General features: G+C 63.5%; 17 protein-coding genes. 3 read left to right on the forward strand and 14 right to left on the reverse strand.

The features are described from left to right. Positions 1-124: 124 nt before the first annotated feature. The 8 genes from eno to sdhC form a co-directional block, all read right to left on the reverse strand. Complete coding sequence (gene eno, locus HMPREF2944_RS05400; protein ID WP_070681259.1) at positions 125-1,405, reverse strand: phosphopyruvate hydratase; 1,281 nt, start codon at positions 1,403-1,405, stop codon at positions 125-127. A gap of 267 nt (positions 1,406-1,672) precedes the next feature. Continuing rightward, positions 1,673-2,419, reverse strand: a complete 747-nt coding sequence (locus HMPREF2944_RS05405) for a nucleoside triphosphate pyrophosphohydrolase (RefSeq protein WP_070681263.1) — start codon at positions 2,417-2,419, stop codon at positions 1,673-1,675. Between the two features lie 80 nt (positions 2,420-2,499). Then, on the reverse strand, positions 2,500-5,637 hold the full coding sequence (locus HMPREF2944_RS05410) for a hypothetical protein (protein ID WP_070681266.1): 3,138 nt from the start codon (positions 5,635-5,637) through the stop codon (positions 2,500-2,502). A gap of 239 nt (positions 5,638-5,876) precedes the next feature. Next, complete coding sequence (locus HMPREF2944_RS05415; protein ID WP_070681269.1) at positions 5,877-7,127, reverse strand: amidohydrolase; 1,251 nt, start codon at positions 7,125-7,127, stop codon at positions 5,877-5,879. 255 nt (positions 7,128-7,382) lie between these two features. Beyond that, positions 7,383-8,171: a succinate dehydrogenase iron-sulfur subunit gene (locus tag HMPREF2944_RS05420; RefSeq protein ID WP_070681272.1), complete on the reverse strand. Its 789-nt coding sequence runs from the start codon at positions 8,169-8,171 to the stop codon at positions 7,383-7,385. A 1-nt stretch (position 8,172) separates the two neighbouring features. Then, positions 8,173-9,936 (reverse strand): succinate dehydrogenase flavoprotein subunit, encoded by a 1,764-nt coding sequence (sdhA, locus tag HMPREF2944_RS05425; protein WP_070681275.1) that lies wholly within the window; start codon positions 9,934-9,936, stop codon positions 8,173-8,175. 53 nt (positions 9,937-9,989) lie between these two features. Next, positions 9,990-10,475 (reverse strand): succinate dehydrogenase hydrophobic membrane anchor subunit, encoded by a 486-nt coding sequence (locus HMPREF2944_RS05430; protein WP_049333054.1) that lies wholly within the window; start codon positions 10,473-10,475, stop codon positions 9,990-9,992. Between the two features lie 3 nt (positions 10,476-10,478). Beyond that, positions 10,479-10,937: a succinate dehydrogenase, cytochrome b556 subunit gene (gene sdhC / locus HMPREF2944_RS05435; RefSeq protein ID WP_083313074.1), complete on the reverse strand. Its 459-nt coding sequence runs from the start codon at positions 10,935-10,937 to the stop codon at positions 10,479-10,481. Between the two features lie 346 nt (positions 10,938-11,283). Here sdhC and HMPREF2944_RS05440 point away from each other — a divergent pair, with 346 nt between their 5' ends. Together HMPREF2944_RS05440 and HMPREF2944_RS05445 are read left to right on the forward strand one after the other, a co-directional pair. Further along, complete coding sequence (locus HMPREF2944_RS05440) at positions 11,284-12,393, forward strand: mannose-1-phosphate guanylyltransferase (protein ID WP_083313075.1); 1,110 nt, start codon at positions 11,284-11,286, stop codon at positions 12,391-12,393. Between the two features lie 267 nt (positions 12,394-12,660). Further along, positions 12,661-14,064, forward strand: a complete 1,404-nt coding sequence (locus HMPREF2944_RS05445; RefSeq protein WP_246826268.1) for a hypothetical protein — start codon at positions 12,661-12,663, stop codon at positions 14,062-14,064. Between the two features lie 94 nt (positions 14,065-14,158). On the opposite strand, the gene HMPREF2944_RS05450 is transcribed toward HMPREF2944_RS05445, so the two are convergent. From HMPREF2944_RS05450 to HMPREF2944_RS05460, 3 genes are all read right to left on the reverse strand, one after another. Further along, positions 14,159-14,737, reverse strand: a complete 579-nt coding sequence (locus HMPREF2944_RS05450) for a 2'-5' RNA ligase family protein (RefSeq protein ID WP_070681285.1) — start codon at positions 14,735-14,737, stop codon at positions 14,159-14,161. Positions 14,738-14,792: 55 nt separating this feature from the next. Continuing rightward, positions 14,793-15,857 (reverse strand): tryptophan--tRNA ligase, encoded by a 1,065-nt coding sequence (trpS, locus tag HMPREF2944_RS05455; protein WP_049333061.1) that lies wholly within the window; start codon positions 15,855-15,857, stop codon positions 14,793-14,795. A gap of 92 nt (positions 15,858-15,949) precedes the next feature. Beyond that, entirely contained in the window at positions 15,950-16,825 is an 876-nt protein-coding gene (locus tag HMPREF2944_RS05460; protein ID WP_070681288.1) for an exodeoxyribonuclease III, read from the reverse strand. Between the two features lie 82 nt (positions 16,826-16,907). Between HMPREF2944_RS05460 and HMPREF2944_RS05465 the strand changes: the two genes are divergently transcribed. After that, positions 16,908-17,750 carry a GntR family transcriptional regulator gene (locus HMPREF2944_RS05465; RefSeq protein WP_246826270.1) on the forward strand — a complete coding sequence of 281 codons (843 nt, stop codon included), beginning with the start codon at positions 16,908-16,910 and terminating at the stop codon, positions 17,748-17,750. A 144-nt stretch (positions 17,751-17,894) separates the two neighbouring features. On the opposite strand, the gene HMPREF2944_RS05470 is transcribed toward HMPREF2944_RS05465, so the two are convergent. The 3 genes from HMPREF2944_RS05470 to HMPREF2944_RS05480 all read right to left on the reverse strand — a co-directional run bounded on the left by HMPREF2944_RS05470 (position 17,895) and on the right by HMPREF2944_RS05480 (position 21,064). Further along, on the reverse strand, positions 17,895-18,773 hold the full coding sequence (locus HMPREF2944_RS05470; protein ID WP_070681299.1) for a bifunctional methylenetetrahydrofolate dehydrogenase/methenyltetrahydrofolate cyclohydrolase: 879 nt from the start codon (positions 18,771-18,773) through the stop codon (positions 17,895-17,897). 179 nt (positions 18,774-18,952) lie between these two features. Further along, entirely contained in the window at positions 18,953-20,227 is a 1,275-nt protein-coding gene (gene glyA, locus HMPREF2944_RS05475) for a serine hydroxymethyltransferase (protein ID WP_070681303.1), read from the reverse strand. A gap of 255 nt (positions 20,228-20,482) precedes the next feature. Next, positions 20,483-21,064, reverse strand: a complete 582-nt coding sequence (locus tag HMPREF2944_RS05480; protein ID WP_049333070.1) for a TetR/AcrR family transcriptional regulator — start codon at positions 21,062-21,064, stop codon at positions 20,483-20,485. Between the last annotated feature and the right edge of the window lie 135 nt (positions 21,065-21,199).

The following is a 21,199-nucleotide window of genomic DNA, read 5'->3' on the forward strand; positions in this document are numbered from 1 at the left end:
GGCTTTCTGCGCTACCCGGGTAACGGGTGCTCTCCCGGGTACGGCCGGAGGCGGCGCCACCCCGATTTGGGTAGCGCCGCCTCCTTGAGAGCTAACCGCTCACGCGGTCACATGCTTCAGTAGCTTATGCCTTGAAGCGGGGGAATGCGGACTTGCCAGCGTAGACAGCTGCGTCGCCCAGCTCTTCCTCGATGCGCAGCAGCTGGTTGTACTTAGCAACGCGCTCGGAACGTGCGGGAGCACCGGTCTTGATCTGGCCTGCGTTGGTTGCAACAGCCAGGTCGGCGATGGTGACGTCCTCGGTCTCACCGGAACGGTGAGAAACCATGCAACGGTACTCGTGGCGCTGAGCCAGCTCCATTGCATCCAGGGTCTCGGTCAGCGAACCGATCTGGTTCACCTTCACCAGCAGAGCGTTAGCAGCGCCCTCCTTGATGCCGCGAGCCAGGCGCTCGGGGTTGGTCACGAACAGGTCGTCACCGACGATCTGGACCTTGTCACCGATCTGCTCGGTCAGGGTCTTGTAGCCCTCCCAGTCGTTCTCGTCCAGCGGATCCTCGATGGAAACCAGCGGGTACTTAGCAACCAGGTCAGCGTAGTATGCGCTCATCTCGGCTGCGGACTTCTTCTGACCCTCGAAGTCGTATGCGCCGTCGTTGTAGAACTCGGAGGAAGCAACGTCCAGAGCCAGTGCAACCTGCTCGCCCGGCTTGTAGCCGGCCTTCTCGATTGCCTCAACGATCAGGTCCAGTGCAGCTGCGTTGGACTCCAGGTTGGGTGCGAAGCCACCCTCGTCGCCCAGGCCGGTTGCCAGACCGCGGTCGTGCAGCACGGACTTCAGGGAGTGGTAAACCTCAACACCTGCGCGCAGAGCCTCGGAGTAGGTGTCGAAGCCGATGGGAGCAATCATGAACTCCTGGATGTCAACGTTGGAGTCTGCGTGAGAACCACCGTTGAGGATGTTCATCATGGGGACGGGCAGAACGTGAGCGTTCGGGCCGCCGAGGTACTTGTACAGGGGCAGGTCTGCAGACTCAGCAGCAGCCTTGGCCACGGCCAGGGAGACGCCCAGGATAGCGTTGGCGCCCAGCTTGCCCTTGTTGTTGGTGCCGTCCAGAGCAATCATGGCTGCGTCAACAGCGCGCTGGTCGGAAGCCTCGATGCCGATGACCTCTTCAGCGATTTCTTCGATAACAGACTTCACTGCGCCCAGAACACCCTTGCCCAGGTATACGGACTTGTCGCCGTCGCGGCGCTCAACAGCCTCCCACTCACCGGTGGATGCGCCCGAGGGCACAGCTGCGCGTGCGAATGCACCGTCTTCGAGCAGAACCTCGACCTCAACGGTCGGGTTGCCGCGGGAATCCAGGATCTGGCGTGCGTGAACTGCGGTAATAACAGCCATGGATTGTTCTCCTTATGAGACGTCAAGGATGTGAACGACACACCCGGTCGTGGCGCGTCGCGTCCCCTAAATTTTAGCAAAACTCCCACACAAACACACTAGTAGCCACCGCTTTTTTAGAGCCTTATTGAAGGTGTATGGAACCCTTAGTAGCCCTACAGGACGCGGCAATCGATGCGCAGAGAGCCCCCGCTCCCCCGCCGACCGCGCGTGTGGGATGTATCCCAAAGCACAACACGACCCCAACCGGCGGGGCGTCACCCACGGTTAATAGCGCGGCTCGTCATTCGTATGCTGCGCAACATAGCGGCGGATGTACGAACGCAGGGCGCGTTCGGCGTCCAGGCCGTTGCGCTGAGCACGGCAGACCAGCGCGAACAAAAGCTCGCCGAAATCCTCCTCGGTGTGCATATAACGCAGGTCGTCGTCCATGCTCGTGGGCTCCGGGGGCAGAATGATGCCGGCCTTACGTGCCTTCACAGCAGTCTTCTCAGCCATGGCGAGCGCCGGCAGATGCGGCGGAATACCGTCCAGCGCGCCACGGTCGCTCTTCTCCTTCTTCTTCAACGCATCCCACGCCGCCTGCTGCTCAGCTGCGGTGCGGGGTGCCTCCGAAGAGCCCTCAGACTCAGCCGCGAACACGTCGGGGTGGCGCGAACGAAGCTTCTGCACCAGGCCCTCAACCACCTGCACAATGTCGAAGCCCTGCGGGTTTGCCGCAGCAATATCAGAGTGGAACACGACCTGCAGCAGCACGTCACCCAGCTCCTCACGCAGCAGCGGCATATTCGGCTCGCCGCCGGTTTCTACGGCCTCGACGACCTCGTAGGATTCCTCCACGAGGTAGCGAATCAGGGAGGCGTGGGTCTGCTCGGCGTCCCAGGGGCAACCTCCGGGAGCGCGCAGGCGGGCCATCGTCTCAACGAGCGTCTCGAAGGCCCCTCCGGCTCGACGGGCGGTGTCTTCGCTGCTCCGGGTGGCGGGCAAATCGGGAGTGATGGGGGTATCAGTCATAGCGGTCTTCCTCACCGAAAGTGTGAATACAGCGCGCCGCGCCGACCCCCACACGGGGAGCCGGCGCGACTCAAATGGTTTTAGAGGTTCCAGTGCGACAGGGCGCTCGTCATGTGCGCCGGGATCTTCGAGCCCAGACGCGGGAACATGCGCAGCTCCTCCACGTAGCGTTCAGCATCCAGCGGGCGCGGGTAGCTGACGAAGGCCTGCTCGTTCGCATAGTCAAACGCAGCCTGTACCGGCACGCCGGGGGTGAAGGTGAGGCTCATGGCCAGTGGCGAGCCCTCACCCTCGCTGTACGAGTCGGTCTTCAGGGCGGGAATATCGAGCAGGGTTTCGGGAATCAGCTCGAAGGTGCGTGCCTGCTCCCAGAAGCCGTTGCGGCGCACGTGGGTCAGGGCGTCGTAGTACGAGCCGAGCGCACGCACGCGAATCAGCACGGTCGTGGCGTCCTTCGCGGTGCCATTCTCGCCGAAGAGGTGCTCGACGACCGGGGCCAGACGCTGGGCGACCTGGGCCTCGGTCAGCACGAGGTTGCCCTCGGCCAGCTGAGTTTCGGAAGGAACCAGCGGGCTCACCGGCTGGGATGCGGGGGTATCCGGCTCGTCGGCGACGGTGGGCAGCTCGTTGAACTCGCTCAGGACCGAGGTCGAGGGTGCCGAGGGCACCGCCGAGGATGCTGCCGAAGAAGCAACGGGAGCAGCGGATGCTGCGGCGCCACCGGCGGCCACGGCTGCTGCCGCGGCGAGCGCACCGGTGACGGCCGGCGCCGGTGCCTCCGCCTTTGCAGGTTCCTCGGAACGAGCCTGGGCGGGTTCGGGTTCCTCTGCCTTCGCGGTCTTCGAGGGTTCCTCTGCTTCGTCGGCGGGCACCAACTCGCGGTCGTTCAGGAAGGTGGGCAGTTCGGGCTCAGCCTCGGTGGATGCTACCTCCTCAGCGGTCTTTTCACCCTTTTCGGCGGGAGCCTCGTGAGCGGAGGATTCCGCGGCGGAAGACTCAGCGTTAGAAGCCTCAGCGCCGGAGGCCTCGGCGGCAGGAGCCTCGACCGGTGCCGCGGGCTCCTCGACGGAGACGAACGCGGCAGCCTCGGTGGAGGTTTCCTCGGGTTCCTGCGGCTCGTCCAGCTTCTCCTGGGCGTTGGCGACGATAGCGGCCAGGGCGGCTTCCATCTCTTCGCCGTGGTCGACGGCCTCGGCCTCAGCATCCTCAGCCTCAGCGGCATCGGGCTGGGCGTGCACGGGCTCGGTGTCCTCGTCAGCCTCAGAAACCTCGGGCTGCTCCGGCTGTGCGGAAGTAGCCTCGGCGTCCTGCGAGTTGGCGGTACCGAAAATCGGGTCGTTATCGTAGTCGTGCTCGTACTCGGGCTCGGCGACCGAGGCTTCGCCCGATTCGGAGGCCGAGGCGGCGAGCGCGGCGGCACCGGTCACGGCAGCGCCGGCAACGGCGAGGCCCGCAGGAGCGCTCTGGCGCTCGACCTGCTCGGGAGCCTGTTCCTCGCGGACTTCCTCGGAGGGCTGAGCCTCAGCTGCGGGGGTCTCGGGCTCAACCTCCGGGGAATCGCCGGACTCGGATGCCTCAGCCTCCGATGCCTCAGCCTCGGGTGCTTCAGCCTGGTGAGCTTCGGCTGCCTCAGCGGTAGCCACAACCGAGGTCTCCTCGCGGGCGGGGGTTTCGAGCAGGAAGCTCTCGTGGGTGGTCTGCCCATCTACGGCACCCAGGTAGGAGGCGTGCACCTCCAGGCCCTCACCCAGGCGCGGGTTCAGGGTCACAGCCGCGCGGTTCCAGGTCGCGCCGGCTTCCTGGGCCTCGGTGTACAGGGCTGCGACGGGCGCAAACCAGTCAACGCCGGGTAGCACGATGCCGTTCTCGACCTCGCGACCGCGGTGCAGCAGACGGTAGTGCATGTCCTCATCCACCTGGCGCAGCTCCAGGCTCAGGGTTCCCGAACCGCGGGTGCGCATGAGCTCAGTCAGCGAGTGGAGGGCGCGCTGCTCGCCGAGGACGGGGAGGTCCGCGGCACCCTCTGCGGGGGCGGTGAGCACAATGGATTCGGCCACAAGCTCGGCGTCATCGGCGCTCAGCTTCTGCTCGGCGGAGGCAGCTTCATCGGATCCCGGCTCGGATGCGGGGTCCTCGGTGTCCTTCTTTGCCTCGTCCTTAGCGACCTCGAGCTTCTCCTCGGACTCGTTAGAAGGCTCGGCAGGCTCGGAGGCAGGCTCGGAAAGCTCCTCCACCGTGGCCGTTTCGCTCACAAGTACCTCCACCGCAGGTTCGGTCTTTTCGCCTGAGCGGGTAGGCTCGGCGCTGAGGGATTCGGGCTCGGTAGAACGCTCGGAAGCGGAGTGCTCGGCGGCGGGCTGCTTAGCGGCAACGGCCTCGGATTCCTCGGCCTGCTCGGCCTGCTCGACCTCCTCGAAGCTGTCCTCCTCGCTCTCCGGGTTCAGGCCCAGGCGAGCCGCGTAGACGGCGGCCAGGTCGTCCAGGCCGGCGCTCTTTGCTTCGATGATGGCGGCGCGGGTACGCGCCTCGCGAATCTGCTCAGCCGAGAGGTATTCCTCTGCGGCAGCGTTATGGTCGGTGTCGTCGACATCGGAGGTAGCCGGGCTTTCCTCCGCGGAGCTCTCCGCACGGACGGCGCGCAGATGCTCTTCAAACTGGGAGCGAGCATCCTCGGCGGTGTCGGTTGAGGGCTCGGCCTTCGCGGAGGAGTCGCCCTCGGCCTCCTCGGAGGTTTCGTCCTCATCGTCGCGCAGGAAAGCGGGGGTTTCAGGAGCAACCGGGGCGTCCTCGACGGCCTCGGAGTCGTTGCTCTCCTCGCGAGCTTCGGGAGCCGCGGCGACCTCGGAGTCCTCGTGCGGGTAGGAGTTCAGGGCCTCCAGGATGCTACGACGCTCCTCCTCGTCGGTGGTCTTGCCGGTATCCGAGAGGGAGCCCTCGGCGAACGAGGGGGCCTCCTCGTCATCATGCAGGAGGGCGCGCTTCAGATCTTCCACGGCGCGATGCTCTTCGGAACGTTCCTCGTCACGGTTCTGGCGGGTGCCCTCCGACTTCACGAAACGGCGCAGGGAATCCTCCCACTGCTGCTGCTCCATAATTTTGTCGCTCAGCCCCGAGCCGCGGGACGGCTTGCTTTCCTCGTGCCCGTCCTGTGCCGCGGTGCTCTCCGCCTCGCGCGCCTGTTCATCCCACTTCTTCTTACCGATCCCAAAGAAGCTCATTGGGCGTCCTCCTTCGGCGTGCGCCGTGAATACGCGCGGTGCCCGCCGAACCTCCCTCGCGACCACGCGCGGGTTCACGGGCACAACGCTGATGTCCTCATAATCTCTTTAATTCTATCGTGTGCATAGAGTTTCGCCTCGCTATCTGACCGATAGCGAGGCGAAACTCTATGAAACGACACAACCTGCCACCCGCACACCGGCAGAACGCGGGATGCGCGGCTCGGTACCCCGGGGGCCTATCGGGCCTCGTCTCGTACCGGGTTGGCGGCCTTCGCGGCCTTCGCCAGCTCGAAGCGCACCGCGCGCAGGGCGGTTGCGGCCATGACGCGCACGCCAATGCCGATGGCCTGCTCGCTCGGGGCGTAGTCGCCCTGGTGCAGGTCGTAGGTGGGGTCGCCGGGGGCGCGGGTACCCAGTCGGAACATGGAGCCGGGCACCTCCTGCAGCATCCACGCGAAGTCCTCGCCACCCATGGACTGCTCGACGAGCACGATGGAATCCTCGCCCAGCTCGGCGCGGGCGGCGTTCTCGAGCATGGTGGTTTCCAGGTCGGTGTTCACGACCGGGGGTACGCCGCGGATATGCTCCACGCGGGCGTCCACGCCGAAGGGAACGGCGACCTGTTCGATGACCTCGTCCAGCAGGTTGCCCGCCTGGCGCCACACCTCAACGTCCAGGCAGCGCATGGTGCCGGCCAGGTAGCCCTCGGCGGGAATCGCGTTGGGGGCGACGCCCGCGCTGACCTGGCCCCAGGCAACCAGCACGCCCGAACGAACGTCGGTGCGGCGGGTCAGCACGGCGGGAACCTGCACCGCAATCTGGCTCATCGCGTAGATGAGGTCCTCGGTCAGGTGGGGTCGGGAGGTGTGGCCGCCGTGGCCGCTCAGGTGAATCTTCACGGTGTCGGAGGCGCTGGTAATCGCACCGATGCGCGTACCGATTTGGCCGAGGTCCACCTTCGGGTCACAGTGCAGGGCGAAAGCGCGCGGAACATCCTTGAGCAGGCCCTGGGAAATCATCTGCACAGCGCCGCCGGGCAGCTGCTCCTCGGCCGGCTGGAAGAGAATACGGATGCTGCGGCCCAGCGGGGTCTTCTCGTTGAGCTCGTGTAGCGCCAACGCCACGCCCAGCATGACGGTCTGGTGAATATCGTGGCCGCAGGCGTGCATCACGCCGGGAACCGTGGAGGCGTAGGGCAGCTCGGTCTGCTCGACGATGGGCAGTGCGTCGATATCGGCGCGCAGAGCCGCGGCGAAGGGGCCGTCTCCGATGTCAACGTAGCAACCGGTGCCTTCGCACGCGATGGGGTTCATGCCGGCTTCTCGCAGTCGGTTCATGAGGCGCTCGGTCGTGACGACCTCGCGGAAGGAAAGCTCGGGGTTGGCATGCACTTCGCGGCGGAATTGCACGAGGGTGCCCATCATGCGCTCCACCCAATCGTCGAAGACGGGGGTGGACAAATCGTAGCGAGAATTAGCAAAAACCATACACAGTAGAATAACCCTCCCGGTGACGGTTTTCCTATCCATCCCGGCCGTTACCGGCCCTTTAAGAATGTCTGTGACTTTGTGACGGATTTTGAAGACCGCTCGGGGGTTCGTCGGAGGTGCAGGCGGCGAGGGCTGCGGGGGTCCGGGGTGTGCTTCTCCCCCACCCCGGACACGCGACAAGCCGCCGCCCGGTGAGGGGCGACGGCTTGTCACAGAAGGCGCTTGGCCTTCAAGAATCCGAGAAGGAACGTTCTAGAGCGAACGGCTCAGGATAGCCTGCTTCACCTCGGCAATAGCCTTGGTGATCTGGATGCCGCGGGGGCATGCCTCGGTGCAGTTGAAGGTGGTGCGGCAGCGCCACACGCCTTCCTTGTCGTTCAGGATCTCCAGGCGAAGGTCGCCGGCGTCATCACGAGAGTCGAAGATGAAGCGGTGAGCGTTCACGATAGCGGAGGGGCCGAAGTACTGACCGTCGGTCCAGAAGACCGGGCAGGACGAGGTACACGCTGCACACAGGATGCACTTGGTGGTGTCATCGAAACGTGCACGGTCCTCGATGGTCTGCAGGCGCTCGCGCTCAGGCTCGTTCGAGTCGTTGATGAAGAACGGCATGATTTCGCGGTAGGCCTGGAAGAAGGGCTCCATGTCAACGATGAGGTCCTTCTCGCAGGGCAGACCCTTAATCGGCTCCACGGTAATCGGCTTGGACAGGTCAAGGTCCTTGAGCAGGGTCTTGCAGGCCAGTCGGTTACGACCGTTGATGCGCATTGCATCCGAGCCGCAGATGCCGTGTGCACAGGAACGGCGGAAGGAGACGGAACCGTCCAGCTCCCACTTGATCTTGTGCAGGGCGTCGAGCACGCGGTCGGTGCGGTACATGGTCAGCGGGAACTCGTCCCAGTACGCCTCGGAGGAAACCTCCGGGTTGTAGCGGCGCACCTTGATAATCACGTCGTACGTGGGGATGGAGTCGGAATCGCCGCCGGTCATGCCCTCAAATAGCTTGACGGATTCCGGTTCGGGAAGTTCGTTTTCAGCCATTTTAGTACTTACGCTCCTTCGGCTCGTAACGGGTGTAGACGACGGGCTTGGTGCCGAAACGCAGGCCCTTCACACCCTCAAACTCGGATTCGGGGTCGAGGTAGACCATAGAGTGCTTCATGAAGTTCACGTCATCGCGCTTGGGGTAGTCCTCACGGTAGTGACCGCCGCGGGACTCCTTGCGGTGTAGCGCACCGACGGACATGACCTTGGCCAGCTGGAGCAGGAAGCCCAGCTCGACGGCCTCGAGCAGGTCGAGGTTGAAGCGCTTGCCCTTGTCCTGAATCGAGATGTTCTTGTAACGCTCTTCGAGCTTCTCGATGGTGGCCAGTGCGGCGCGGATGGTCTCCTCGGTGCGGAACACCTGCATGTCGGCCTCCATGGCCTTCTGCAGGTCTGCGCGGATAGCGCCGACCTTCTCGGTGCCCTTGCCTTCGAGGATGCCGTTGAGCATGTTCAGCACGCGATCTGCTGCGTCGTCCGGAACGGGAACGAACTCGGCGGATGCGGCGTACTCGGCGGCCTTGCGGCCGGCGCGCTTACCGAAGACGTTGATGTCGAGCAGGGAGTTGGTGCCCAGGCGGTTTGCACCGTGCACGGACACGCAGGCAACCTCACCGGCTGCGTAGAGGCCGGGGATGGTCTCTTCGCTGTTGCGGTACACCTCGGTCTCGTTGTTGGTGGGGATACCACCCATTGCGTAGTGCGCGGTGGGGAACACCGGGATGGGCTGGTGGTGCGGCTCCACGGCCAGGTAGGTACGAGCGAACTCGGTGATATCCGGCAGCTTCTCGTCGATGTGCGAGGGCTCCAGGTGGGTCAGGTCCAGCAGCACGTAGTCCTTGTGGGGGCCACAGCCGCGGCCCTCGCGCACCTCGTTTGCCATGGCTCGTGCCACGATATCGCGGGGTGCGAGGTCCTTAATGGTCGGTGCGTAGCGCTCCATGAAGCGCTCACCGTCAGCGTTACGGAGAATACCGCCCTCACCGCGAGCACCCTCGGTCACGAGGATACCCAGGCCTGCCAGGCCGGTCGGGTGGAACTGGACGAACTCCATATCCTCCAGAGGCAGGCCCGCGCGCAGTGCGATGGCCATGCCATCACCGGTGAGGGTGTGGGCGTTGGAGGTGGTCTTGAAGATTTTGCCGCAGCCGCCGGATGCGAAGATCACGGACTTGGCCTGGAAGACGTGCACCTCGCCGGTTGCCAGGTCGTAGGAGACGACGCCGGCGGGACGGGGCTTACCCTCTTCGTCCTTGACCAGAATCAGGTCGAGCACGTAGAACTCGTTGTAGAACTCAACGTTGTGACGCACGCAGTTCTGGTACAGGGTCTGCAGAATCATGTGGCCGGTACGGTCAGCTGCGTAGCATGCGCGGCGCACGGCAGCCTTACCGTGGTCGCGGGTATGGCCACCGAAGCGGCGCTGGTCGATGCGGCCCTCGGGGGTTCGGTTGAAGGGAAGACCCATCTTCTCCAGGTCGAGCACGGCGTCGATGGCTTCCTTAGCCATGATTTCTGCCGCGTCCTGATCGACCAGGTAATCGCCACCCTTGACGGTGTCAAAGGTGTGCCACTCCCAGTTGTCCTCCTCGACGTTGGCCAGAGCGGCACACATACCGCCCTGCGCCGCACCGGTGTGGGAACGGGTCGGGTAAAGCTTGGTCAAAACCGCGGTGCGGACTCGCTGGCCTGCCTCAATAGCGGCACGCATACCGGCACCGCCGGCGCCGACGATCACTACATCGTACTTATGTACCTGCATGATGTTCTTTCTGTGTTTTCGATGTTTGAATTTGTCTGCCGGTTACGTCGTCGTTAGTGTGCCGCGCAGAAGCTGGGGAGCAGGTTGGCCGCTGCGCCCGAGGGGCAGGGGTCAAACGCGAAGATGGTGAGGGTACCAACCAGCAGGACAAATGCGGAGGCGGCGAAGAGGATAACCTTCAGCCACACGCGCAGGCGGTCCTTCTCGGCGTAATCGTCGATGATGACGCGGATGCCGTTGGTGCCGTGCAGCATGGCCAGCCACAGCAGCAGCAGGTCCCAGACCTGCCAGAAGGGGTTGGCCCACTTGCCACCCACGAAGCCGAAGTCGATGGCGTGGATGCCGTCGCCGACCATCAGGTTCGAGAAGAGGTGGCCAAAGATAAGAATCACAAGCACGACGCCGGACAGGCGCATGCCCAGCCAGGCGAACATCTCAAAGTTGTTGCGCTTGGAGGAGGAGCGGTTGTACTTCACACCGTCGATGCGGTTATCACGCAGGCGGGGTACGTAGGTGCGGGGCTTAAGCGGAGTAGCCATGGTTTAGTGACCTCCAATGTGCGAGAAAACGATCGGCAGGTGACGGGCGGCGAAGCCGGCAACGGTGAGTGCCCAGAGAATCAGCACAACCCACAGAATCTTGACGTGCATGTAGGTTGCCTTCTGGCTGATTTCGACGTTGCCGTCCTTGTTCTTCGCCTGGATGTGCTCCACGTGTGCGTTGGTTGCCTTACCCCAGAAGTCGATGAGGATAATGCGGATACCGTTGAAGGCGTGGTAGACGATGGCTGCGACCAGGGCGGTCTCACCCAGGCCCATGATGGGGTTCTTGTACAGGCCCAGCACACCGTTGTAGGCCTCCGGAGAGATGCGCACGACGGCGGTATCGAGGATGTGGACAAGAAGGAAGAAGAAAATCGCGATACCGGTAATGCGGTGAGCAACCCAGGACCACATGCCCCAACGGCCGCGGTAGAGGGTTCCCTTAGAACCATTCAACACTGAATAACCTCCTGCTGAGACGGCGGGCTCGGGGCGCAAAGGGGCACCGGGCGCCTCTCTGCGAGCCGGTCACGACTATGTACTCGCCGACTGCTTTGTTCGTCTGTTACTTCCAAGATATCAGGTAAATTCACAGCTTATTGACACACTGTTTATAGATTTTTCCCAGCCTATAAACGTGAATTAGGTTATATTTTTTTTGCGATATTACGATTTGCCCCGAGTTGATGCGGAAGTAACCTTAACCTAACAATGCACCCCTCCCCCAATGAGAGCCGCCTGACATTTTCTGCCAAATCCTAAAAGAATTCGATATATGACAAATTCACCCGTTATTCTTGAAGCGATGAATACTGCACTCACTCGATTCCGCCCGCTGATTCCCGCCGGCGGTGTTGGCTCGCGTTTGTGGCCCCTGTCCCGCGCGCACGCCCCGAAGTTCCTGCTCGACCTCACCTCGTCGGGCAATTCCCTGTTGCGTGACACCTACGACCGTCTCATCGACCTCAGCGACGGTTCCGTCATGGTCGTCACCGGCACCTCGCACGCCAATGCGGTCACCCAGCAGATTCCTGAGCTGCGCGCCGCTGACCTGGTGCTGGAGCCCTCCCCCAAGGACTCGGCTGCAGCTATTGGCCTGGCATGCGCAATCATCCACCGCCGCGAGCCGGACGCCATCATCGGCTCCTTCGCAGCCGACCACGTCATCAGCCCCGTGGACGAGTTCCACCGCGTGGTGACCGAGGCTGTCATCACCGCGGCCACCGGCAAGATTGTCACCATCGGCATTACCCCCACCGAGCCCTCCAGCGCCTTCGGCTACATTCACGCCGGCGCTTCCCTGGGCATCGAGGATGCTCCCAACGCGCACGCCGTGGACACCTTCGTTGAGAAGCCGGACACCGCCACCGCACAGAAGTACCTGGACTCCGGTGAATACACCTGGAACGCCGGCATGTTCGTGGCACCGGCCGCCCTGATGCTCAAGCACCTCGAGGCCAACGAGCCCGAGCTGTACGCGGGCATCATGGAGATCGCTAACGCCTGGGACACCCCCGAGCGCGAGGCCGTCATGGAGCGGGTGTGGGAAACCCTCCCCAAGACCGCAATCGACTACGCGGTGGCAGAGCCCGCCGCCGCCGCGGGCGACGTCGCCATGGTTCCCGGCTCCTTCAGCTGGGATGACGTTGGAGACTTCGACGCCGTGGCACGCCTCAACTCCGAGAAGAGCGGCGAGCAGCTGACCATCCTTGGCGAGAAGGATAACGTCATTAACCACGGTTGCTCCGGCATTGTCGTAGCCAATACCGATCGCAAGATTTCGATCATTGGCCTGAACGACATCGTCGTGGTTGACACCTCCGATGCCCTGTTGGTCGCACCGCGCTCCAAGGCTCAGGCCGTCAAGGATGCCGTGGGCGAGATCAAGGCACGAGGCCTGAACAACCTTCTCTAAATCTTTGACCCGGACGGGAATACAACCCCGCCCAATAAAACACTCAACTAGACAATCGGCCCCCTTCACCGCGAAGGGGGCCGATTTTTTGTGCTCGCCCGTGCCCGCCCCGCTCCGGCACGGAATGACAGAGTATTTTGCCCGGTGAGGCACCCGCGGCATGCTTGAGGAATTTCACGGCCCTAAGCCGGCCCTTCCAGAGTGTGACACGCACCAGAAAACAATGCATATAGAGAATTATTCTCATGTTAATATTCTGTCATGCACATGACCCGTAAGTTTTTCCTCACCCGCGCCGGCGCACTCGGCGCCGTGGCCGCCCTCGCCCTGACTGCCTGCGGTTCCCAGGCCACCCAGAACGCACAGACCAGCCCCAGCGCCTCCACCTCTGCGAGCGCAACCCCCGCACCCATCACCGAAGGCAAGGGCGCTGCCAGCCGCGTTGCCATCACCTACGACGGTGGCGTGCTCGTCTATGACGCCAAGGACATGAAACTGCTGGCCGATATTCCCAAGGAAGGATTCCTGCGCCTCTCCGATGCCGGCGATAACCGCCATCTCGTCGTGGCCGACGGCAACAGCTACACCTTCCTGGACACCGGCGTGTGGTCCGTAGCGCACGGCGATCACTCGCACTACTACACCACCGCCCCGTCTCTGTCTTCGCTGTCTCTTGCCGCTGACCACACCGGCCACGTCATCAAGGACAACGGCAGGGTTGCGGCCTTCGCTGACGGCACCGGCTCCTTTGCCGTGTACGATCCGGCGAAGCTGACCCACGACAAGCGCACCGCGGCCTCCCTGGACACCACCACCGTCACCCTGCCGAAGCCGCACCACGGCTTCGCAATCCCCCTGCCCAACGACCAGTACCTGGTGGCGGTCGGCGACTCCAAGACCCGCACCGGTGCCGCCGTTGTGAACGCTCAGGGTAAGACCGTAACCGAGAGCCCCGCATGCCCCGGCGTGCACGGTGAAGCCATCGCCAAGGACGGCGCGTTCACCATCGGTTGCACCGACGGCGCGCTGGTCTACAAGGACGGCAAGTTCACCAAGGTCACCAACCCCGAGGACCCGTACTCGCGTTCCGGTAACCAGGCTGGTAAGGCTGACTCCCAGTACGTTCTGGCGGACTACAAGACCGACAAGGACGCTAAGCTGGAGCGCCCCGAGAAGTTCTCCATCATCGACACCGTCGCGGCAACCCGCACCGTCTACTCCCTGCCTTCTGGCGTGAGCTACACCTTCCGATCGCTGGCTCGCGGCCCCCAGGGTGAGGCTCTGCTGCTAACCACCGACGGTAAGCTGCGCGTCTTCAACCCGGCAACCGGCGCCGAGCTGGGCTCCGTACAGCTCATGGAGGCGTGGACCGAGTCTGAGACCTGGCAGGACGAGCGTCCGGCCCTGTGGGTGGATGGCAAGACCGCCTACGTGACCGACCCGGCCACCAAGAAGCTCATCGCGGTGTCCCTATCGAACCCGGCGGCTCCGAAGGAGCTCATGAGCGTGGAACTGCCCAAGACCCCCAACGAGATCCTGGGCGTCTCTTCTGCGAACGCCGCGCCGGTTGAGGCTGAGTCACACGGCACTGAAGCTCACGGCTCGGCTTCCTCCTCGGCTTCGGCTGACGCGCACGAGTCCGGCGAGGCTCATGAGGGCCACTCCCACTAGGGATCTCACGCTGAGATAAACCACGTGAAAGCATAAAGAGAGATGCGACCGATAGTCTATCGGTCGCATCTCTCTTAGCGTTTTAGGCTGGCTACTACCGCAGCGGCAGAACCCCGATTTCCTCCCAGTTCTGCCCGTCGTAGGAGTAGCAGTGCAGGCGGTCCACCGTGAAGGTGCGCCGCTCCGCGGGCAGGGAGTCAAACGCCTCGCGGGCGCTGGCCACCTGTTCCTCGCTCAAACCGTGGCCCAGGGTCACGTGCGGCACGTACGGGAAGGGGGCCGCACCCGTACCGAGCATCCGAACAAGATCCCGGTGAATCCGCTCGAATTCGGCCTTGCCCGCCTCCAGGTTCAGGTACTCCACCTCGGTCACCGGGCGGAAGGAGTGCACCGACCCCCAGCGAGCCTCGAAACGCGAGGCGCCCAGGTCTTCGGAAAACCGCGGGGAACGCACGGTATCCAGCAGGGAGTCATCCAGCTCCGCCACGTACACGGTCACGTGGGTGCTCATTGACGCGGCCGGGACCCCCGTTGTCTCCCGCTTCCACTCCTCCAGGCGCTGAACATTCTCACCGCTCACGTGAGCAATAATGCTCAGGTAGCGGCGACCGGGCTTGAGGGTGGGTGATACGGAGGCCTCAGAGGGACTCGATTGCTCGCGGGGTTCTGTCATGGGTGTCGTGCGCTTTGCGTTCGTTGAAGATGAGGAATTGATAAGCGCCCGGTAGCTAGATGCTCACCGAGGGCAGGAAGCCGACCTTCTTGTAGACGTTTTCGATCGTGGCGGTGGCGATCTCGCGGGCGGCGGAGGCACCCACGGCCAGCAGGCGGTCCAGCTCGGCGGGGTCGTCCATCAGCTCGAGGGTGCGTTCGCGCACCGGAGCCAGGCGGTCCACCACAATATCGGCCAGGTCGACCTTCAGGTGGCCGTACATCTTGCCCTCGTAGCGTGCCACAATCTCGTCAATGCTCTCGCCGGTCATGGCGGAGTAGATGGAGAGCAGGTTGGACACGCCGGGCTTGGCCTCGCGGTCGTAGGCGATGACGGAGCCGTCGTCGGTCACGGCGGACTTAATCTTCTTCTGGGTAACCTTGGGGGTGTCCAGCAGCTTGATGAGGCCTTTATCGGATGCCGCCGACTTGGACATCTTCGAGGTAGGTTCCTGCAGGTCGTAAATCTTCGCGGTTTCCTTCAGGATGACCGGCTCGGGCACCACGAAGGTTTCGCCGAAGCGGGAGTTGAAGCGCTGGGCCAGGTTGCGGGTCAGTTCGAGGTGCTGGCGCTGGTCCTCGCCCACGGGCACGCCGTCCGCCTGGTAGAGCAGAATGTCGGCGGCCATGAGAATCGGGTAGGTGAACAGACCAACCGAGGCCTTATCGGCGCCCTGCTTCTGCGACTTGTCCTTGAACTGGGTCATGCGGGAGGCCTCGCCGAAGCCGGTGAAGCAGTTCAGAACCCAGGCCAGCTGGGCGTGCTCGGGCACGTGCGACTGCACGAACAGGGGCGCACGGGACGGGTCAATGCCGGAGGCGATGTACTGCGCCGCGGTCAGGCGAGTGCGTTCGCGCAGCTCCTCGGGATCCTGCGGAACGGTGATGGCGTGCATATCCGGAATAAAGAACAGACATTCGTTATTCGGGTCGTTCTGCAGGGCCACCCAGTTGTTCACGGCGCCAATGTAGTTACCCAGGTGCATCGAATCGGCCGAGGGCTGGGCACCAGAGAAGATACGCGTCTTCTGCTGGGAGGCGTTCGGGATGAGGGACTTATCCTGCTTCTTTTCGTCTGCCATAGTTATTTCCTGTGCAGTTCTTCCTGTGCGGTGCTGCGAACGGTGCAGCGTGTATCTCAAAACTTATGTTCGGGGCGCGGTGGCGCTAGGCTCTAGCCATCGATGCGGTAGTCCACCACCAGCGGCGCGTGGTCACTGAAGCGTTCCTCGTAGGTGGCGGCGCGATCAACCTGCGCCTGCACGGCGCGCTCGGCCCAGGCGGGGGTCGCCATCTGGTAGTCGATGCGCCAGCCAGCGTCGTTATCGAAGGCCTTGCCGCGGTAGGACCACCAGGTGTAGGGGCCGGGAACCTGACCGGCCAGATCGCGCGCCACGTCGCGGTAGCCGATATCGCCAAAGAAGCGGTCGAAATAGGCGCGTTCCTCGGGCAGGAAACCCGCACGCTTCTGGTTGGCCTTCCAATTCTTGATATCCAGCTCGGTGTGGCCCACGTTCAGGTCACCCACGATGAGCACGTGATCGGAATGCTCGGCCAGCTCGGGCATACGCACCAGCATACGCTCCAGGAAGCGGTACTTGTCCTCCTGCTTCTGGGTTCCGACCTCACCGGAGTGCACGTACGCGCTCACCACGGTCAGGGTCTGCCCGTTCGGCAGAACGTAGTCGGCCTCAACCCAGCGTCCCGAGTCGTCGAAGTACTCCTCGCCGATGGTGGAGCGGGTGGCCACGGGCTGATCCTTCAGCACCTCACCAGCCGAGTTCGGGGTGCGGCGGGTAGCCACCAGCACGCCCGCGCGGCCCTTAGCGGCGGCCTCGGCGTGCAGAATATTCCACTGCGACTCATCGAGGAGCTCACGCACGATGGCGTCGGGCGCGCGAACCTCCTGCAGGCAGAGGATGTCGATGTCTCGCTCAGCCAGCCAGTCGGCCATGTTCTTGCGGTAGGCGGCGCGGATGCCGTTGACGTTGACGCTCGCCACGCGGAGCAGACCGGGCTCACGCGGAACGGGAGGAATCGAAGAATGCATAGTCTTAATTATGCCAGCATGCGCGGAAGTAAAAATTCACCGTGATTCATTTTTCTTTCACAGATGGTTAAAATGTTGGGTGATGAATTCACACTCCTCACATACCCCCGAACCCACCGCCCACTCGCTCTCCACCGATGCTCAGGCCGCAGATCAGGCCTCCCCGAGTACTTCCCCCAACGGTAGCCAGACCTATGAGCTGCCGCCGATTCCGGGACCCAAGTACGAGCAGGTGATTCACTACCTCGAGCAGCGCTACATCATTCCGGGTAAGCCCGGCGATAAGCTCCCGACCGAGCGCACGATTCAGCAGAACTTCGGCGTGAGCCGCCAGACGGTACGCAGCGCCCTGAAGGTCCTCATCGAGCGCGGCCTGCTCTACAACGTGCAGGGGTCCGGCACCTACGTGGCCGAACGCAGCGAAGCCACGTACATCCCGCGCGTGGACACCTTCGCCGACGATATGCGCCGCCGCGGGTTCGAAGGCTCGACCCGCATGATCGCGACCCGCTGGGTGGACGCCACCGAGGAGATTTCGACCCGACTATCCGTTCCCGTGGGCGAGTCGGTCCTCTTCGTGCGCCGTCTGCGCCTGGCCAACCACGAGGTCATCGGCTTCGAGCGTTCCTACTTTGTCAAGGAAGCCGCCAGCAGCATCCTGGACTCCATGATGGCCGGCCTCTCGGGTTCCTCCAGTTCCCTGGATCAGCTGGCCGACACCCCCAACGCCATTAAGCACGCCCGCGTACGCACGGGCGCGGCCCTCTTCACCGATGCCGATACCGAGGCCTTCAACCAGCAGGTTCCCGTGGGCGAGGCCGCCTTCAAGGTGTGCGTCACCGGCTACACCAAGGAGGGAACGCCGGTCGAATACGCTGAGACCCTGTACCTCTCGGACCACTACTTTTACGAGCTGCTTCTCTAGCGCCTCTCCCCTGACGCAGGAGGCCGCACGAGACGCGCGAAAGGGCGGTGCCCCGGTAGATTGCTCTACCGGGGCACCGCCCTTTCGCTACCGGTCTTTCGTTACAGGTCTTTCGTTACGGGTCTATGCGAACGTCGCGGGGACCTACGCGGCCTGACGCTCCGCGGTCTCCACCACGTTCACCAGCAGCTCGGCGCGGGTCATCGGGCCCACGCCACCGGGGTTCGGGGACACCCAGGATGCCTTCTCGGCGGCCTCGGGCGAGACGTCGCCGAAGAGCTTCTTCTTGCCGGTTTCGGGGTCCTCGGCGCGGGAAACACCCACGTCCAGCAGGATTGCGCCCTCCTTGACCTGGTGAGCCTTCAGCACATGGGGCACACCCACAGCGGCGACGATGACGTCGGCCTCGCACAGTACCTCGTCGAGGTTCTGGGTGCCGGTGTGAGCCAGGGTTGCGGTGGCGTTCACCTCGCGGCGGGTCAGCAGCAGGCCCAGCGGGCGGCCCACGGTAATGCCGCGGCCGAGCACCACCACGTTCTTGCCGTTCCAGTCGATGCCGTGGCGCTTGACGAGCTCAATCACGCCGTTCGGGGTGCAGGGCAACGGGGAATCCAGCGGCTCCGAAACGTTCAGCACGAGCTTGCCGAGGTTGGTCGGATGCAGGCCGTCGGCGTCCTTCTCGGGGGCGATGCGCTCGAGCACGCGATTGGTGTCCAGGTGCTTGGGCAGGGGCAGCTGCACAATGTAGCTGGTGCAGGCCGGGTCGTTGTTCAGCTTGTCAATCTCTGCGTCGAGCTCCTCCTGGGTGATGTCGCCGGGCAGGTCCACGCGGATGGAGTTAATACCGATCTCTGCGCAGTCGCGGTGCTTAGCGCCCACGTAGGAGCGGGATGCCGGGTCGTCACCGACCAGGACGGTACCCAGGCCGGGGGTGATGCCCTTAGCCTTCAGCGCCTCGACGCGCTCCTTCAGCTCCGCCTTGATGGCGGCAGCGGTTGCGTTACCGTCTAGAATCTGGGGCATTGTTTTTCCTTCCATAGATTGCGGCGGGTTCGCCGAAACGAATGGTCTATGTGTTGGGTTCTTGGGGTCCCGCAGCGCCTCACCGATAGAGCGGGTCCGGGACGGCGGTCTGAGGGCGAAATAACCCCGTCCGCGCATCGGCCACTCGGGCGGATGAGCGAACGGGGTTATTTACGGGTCTACCAGTTCTCGCTGCCCTGGTAGAGGGGGTACTTGGCGCAGAGCGCATCCACGCGAGCGCGCAGGGCCGCGATGTTCGGGTTCGGCAGCAGCACGGAGGCGATGATGTCAGCAACCTCGGTGAAGCCCTCGGCGTCGAAGCCGCGGGTTGCCAGCGCGGAGGTGCCGATGCGCAGACCGGAGGTCACCATCGGCGGGCGCGGGTCGTTCGGCACGGCGTTACGGTTGACGGTGATGCCGGCGTCGTGCAGCAGGTCCTCTGCCTCCTTGCCGTTGAGCGCGTGGTGGCGCAGGTCGACGAGCACCAGGTGAACGTCGGTGCCGCCGGAGGCAATCGAAACGCCGGCGTCCTTCACGTCCTGCTCCAACAGGCGCTTCGCCAGGATCTGCGCGCCCTCAACGGTGCGCTTCTGACGTTCCTTGAAGCCCTCGGATGCGGCAATCTTGAACGCGGTAGCCTTCGCGGCGATCACGTGCATGAGCGGGCCGCCCTGCTGGCCGGGGAACACGGCCGAGTCAATCTTCTTCTTCAGCTCCTCGGTGCAGAGGATGAAGCCGGAGCGGGGGCCGCCCAGGGTCTTGTGCACGGTGGAAGAAACCACGTGTGCGTGCGGGACAGGGTTCGGGTGCAGACCCGCAGCCACCAGACCCGCGAAGTGTGCCATGTCCACCCACAGGTACGCGCCGATTTCGTCCGCAATCTCACGGAATGCGGCGAAGTCCAGCTGGCGGGGGTACGCGGACCAGCCGGCAATAATCAGCTTGGGGCGCTCGGCCAGGGCCAGCTCGCGCACCTGCTCCATGTCAACGTAGCCGTTCTCGTCCACGCTGTAGGCGACAACGTTGTACAGCTTGCCGGAGACGTTCAGCTTCATGCCGTGGGTCAGGTGGCCGCCGTGCGCCAGGGACAGGCCCATGATGGTGTCGCCGGGGTTCAGCAGCGCGTGCATGACGGCGTTGTTCGCCTGCGCGCCGGAGTGGGGCTGTACGTTCGCGTGCTCCGCGCCGAAGAGCTCCTTCACACGGGCAATGGCGAGGTCCTCAACGATATCGACGTACTCGCAGCCGCCGTAGTAGCGGCGGCCGGGGTATCCCTCAGCGTACTTGTTGGTCAGCACCGAGCCCTGGCTCTGCATCACAGCGCGGGGGACAAAGTTCTCGGATGCAATCATCTCGAGGGTGTTCTGCTGGCGCTTGCGCTCCAGCTCAATGGCTTCTGCTACCTCGGGGTCGAGGTCGGCGAGGGGCATCTCGAGGATCTTCTGCTCGGTCATTACGCTCCTGGGAGTGTTTTTACGGTATCTTCGGTGGCTCATCATCGGGGTTGCGGCAGTGTCTGCGGCTGAAAACCCTGAATGAAAAAATATGAGCTACACCTCATAATACCGTAAAGCCCGTTCTCCTTCGAAAAGGAAAACGGGCTTTGGGATGCATCATGATGAAGTTTTACGGCGCCGGTATGGTACCGGTGCGGGACGCTTGACACGCCCCGGCGGGCCTATCGGCAAGGCGGCGCAGGTCGGTGAGTCCTAAGCCTGGCGCAGGATGGCGGAGGCATACTCCAGGTAGGCCTCGCGGGCGCTATCCTTCTTACCGCCGGCCACCAGCTGGGTCTGCACCACGTAACCGGTCAGCACAGAGAGCACAGCCGCGCCGATGACGGTCAGCCATTCCTCGAGCTCCTCATCGGTGAAGTCCAGTTCAGCGGCGCCCCAGGCGCGGTAGCGCTCCAGGGCCTGATCGCGCAGGTAGGTTAGCTGCTCGGAAACCACGGCACCCAGCTGCGGCATGGAGACCGCCTCACCCCAGGTCACCAGCAGGTGACGGCGCACCTTGGGGGTGTCCAGCACCTTCAGGCACCCAAACACGTAGTCCCAGGGCTGCTCGGCGCGGATGCGGTCGAAGGGAGCCAGGTCCATGCGCGCGGCGGCGAGGATAATCTCATCCTTGGAGGAGAAGTGATTGTAGATGGCTCCAGCAGACAGGCCGGTGGCGGCGATGATCTCGCTCATTGAGGCCTTCTGGTAGCCGTGCTTGATGAAACACTCGCGGGCGGTCTCTACAATCTGAGAACGCCTGTTCTTTTTGTATTCTTCGCTGACTTTAGGCACAACCTAATCCTAGCGAATTTTTTGGCGCTCCGCGCGCCTTCCGGGCGCACCTTCCGAGCTGTGGAGCCCCAAAACGCAAAAAATAGAATAAAAATTCCATAAAAAGGCGGGGTGCCCCGAAAACCCGGGGCACCC

The organism is Rothia sp. HMSC072E10, from assembly GCF_001813965.1.
Lineage (GTDB): Bacteria > Actinomycetota > Actinomycetes > Actinomycetales > Micrococcaceae > Rothia > Rothia mucilaginosa_A.